This window comes from Kitasatospora putterlickiae, from assembly GCF_039527695.1.
GTDB lineage: Bacteria > Actinomycetota > Actinomycetes > Streptomycetales > Streptomycetaceae > Kitasatospora > Kitasatospora putterlickiae.
Map to the genome: position 1 here is coordinate 38,428 of NZ_BAAAKJ010000235.1, position 1,982 is coordinate 40,409.

The following is a 1,982-nucleotide window of genomic DNA, read 5'->3' on the forward strand; positions in this document are numbered from 1 at the left end:
CCGGCGGCCGCGGCTCCACCGCACTCGTGCCGCATCCCGTCTCCGGGCGGGGTGCGGCCCGCTCAATCCGTGTGTGATCGAGGAGATCAACCCCCATGCAGAACGTGAAGAAGGCCGCCCTCCTGTCCGCCGCCGCCGCCGGCCTGGTGCTGGGCGCGGCCGGCGGTGCCGCCGCCAGCTCCGGTGCCGAAGGCGTCGCCGCCAACTCCCCCGGTGTCATCTCCGGCAACCAGCTCCAGATCCCGGTGCACGTCCCGGTCAACCTGTGCGGCAACTCCATCAACCTGATCGGCGTGCTGAACCCGGCGTTCGGCAACACCTGCATCAACGCCGAGGCCCCGAAGCAGGAGCACCACGAGGAGGAGCACCACGAGCACCACGACGAGGAGGACTGCTGATCCCGATCAGCACGCGCTCCGCCCGCACTGCCTCCCGGCCCGCCGGCCGGGGGGCGGTTCGGCGTACCCGGGCACGGTCCGGACGGCCCGGGACCCTCTCCCCCGAAGGTGAAGACGCATGGTGATGAAGAAGAGCGGGGCCGGCCTCGCCGCCGCCCTGGGCGCCGCGGTGCTGCTCGGCGGCATGGGCGCGGGCACCGCGCAGGCGGCCCCGGCCGAGGGCGGCGCGGCCCTGGCCAAGACCGACCTCGCCCAGGCGCTCGGCGGCACCACGACCGGCCTCGGCTACGGCATCGCGCCGCTCAAGGACCTGCGGCTGGACCCGTGGGCCAACTCCTCGGCCGACGTGCTGAACAACGGCGCGACCGTCCAGCCGGACGGCGGACTGGCGCCGATCGGCACCGGGACGCTGACCGGCCCGCTCAGCGCCGGAGGCGGTCCGCGCGACCTGCCGCTGGTCGGCGGACTGCTCGGGGTGCTGCCCGGCTGAGCCGCCGCGCGAGAGCCCGGCACCCCGTCGAGGGGGTGCCGGGCTCTCCTCCGTCCGGCCCGGTGGCCTGGGCCCTCTCTTCTAGAGGCTGGTCAGGCCGGCCAGCCCGGTCTCCTGGACGACGCCGGTGGTGGTGGCGGTCGCGGTGGCGGCCAGGTTGCCCACCGAGTCGGTCACCGAGATCCGCTCGTCCTCGTTGCCCAGGGTGGCCTTCGCGCCGGGCACCGCCTGGACGGCGCCGGTCACCAGCCGCGGGTCGAGCTCGCCCAGCTTGAGCCGGCCGTCGGCGAGCTGGCCGGTGCCGTCCTGGACCAGCGAGAGCGGCTTGCCGAGGCCGACCGCGGGGGTGTCGGCGTGCAGCGGCGCGGCCGGGGCGTCCAGCAGCAGCTCGCCGAGGTCGGCGCTCTGGTCGAGCAGCGGCAGCGGCAGCTCGGCCTTGGCGGTCGGGCCGACCTTGCCGATGCCGAGCGCGGGCACGACGTGGTCCGGGATCAGCGCGTCCCCCGTGGTGTGCGCGGGCGGCGGCGGCATCAGCAGCGAGGTCGGGATGGCCCCCGAGATCCGGCTGTCCAGCGGCGCCAGCGGGATGTCCAGCGGTACCTGCTGGGTGGCCAGCTGGTCCTCCAGCGCCCCCACCTGTTCCGGGCCGACCGGGGCGGCGGCGGACGCCGCCCCCTGGGAGGCGAGCACGCCCGCACCGACCGCCAGCAGCATCGCGCCGGCCCGCTTGGAGAACCTCATGCTTTTCACCGTTCCACCTGTCCGTACGGGAGATCCAATGGGGAGGCGGCCGCGCGGGCGCGGCCGAAAGCAATGGGCTCAACGAGCGACCGGCGTTCCCGATGGCACCGGTTAACCGATTCGGGTTAATAATCCCACCGCATTCCCTTGACCGCCGCGCCTCCCGGACTCTTTTCCAAAATCCCCGTAACCTTCCGTGCCGTGATTCTTTGATCTGGACGTCAGTGACCGCAGACCGGGTCTGAGCGTTGAACGCGTCGTACGCACGGAAACCGCACGGAAACCGAGCTTTTTCAGAGAGGGATCTCCTCATGATCCAGAAGTCCTTCGCCGCCGCCGGCCTGGCCGCCGCC

3 protein-coding genes are annotated in these 1,982 nt (G+C 73.3%); 2 read left to right on the plus strand and 1 reads right to left on the minus strand.

What is annotated here, in order from left to right:
* The first annotated feature begins 95 nt into the window (after nt 1-95).
* Both ABD308_RS23615 and ABD308_RS23620 read left to right on the plus strand, forming a co-directional pair.
* Nucleotides 96-398 (plus strand): chaplin, encoded by a 303-nt coding sequence (locus ABD308_RS23615; RefSeq protein WP_344338321.1) that lies wholly within the window; start codon nt 96-98, stop codon nt 396-398.
* A gap of 118 nt (nt 399-516) precedes the next feature.
* The gene (locus ABD308_RS23620) at nt 517-888 is read left to right on the plus strand and encodes a hypothetical protein (RefSeq protein WP_344338324.1); all 372 of its coding nucleotides are present in this window, start codon (nt 517-519) and stop codon (nt 886-888) included.
* Nucleotides 889-969: 81 nt separating this feature from the next.
* Here ABD308_RS23620 and ABD308_RS23625 read toward each other — a convergent pair whose 3' ends face one another.
* Nucleotides 970-1,629, minus strand: coding sequence for a hypothetical protein (locus ABD308_RS23625; RefSeq protein ID WP_344338326.1), 660 nt, complete (start codon nt 1,627-1,629; stop codon nt 970-972).
* Nucleotides 1,630-1,982: the final 353 nt, after the last annotated feature.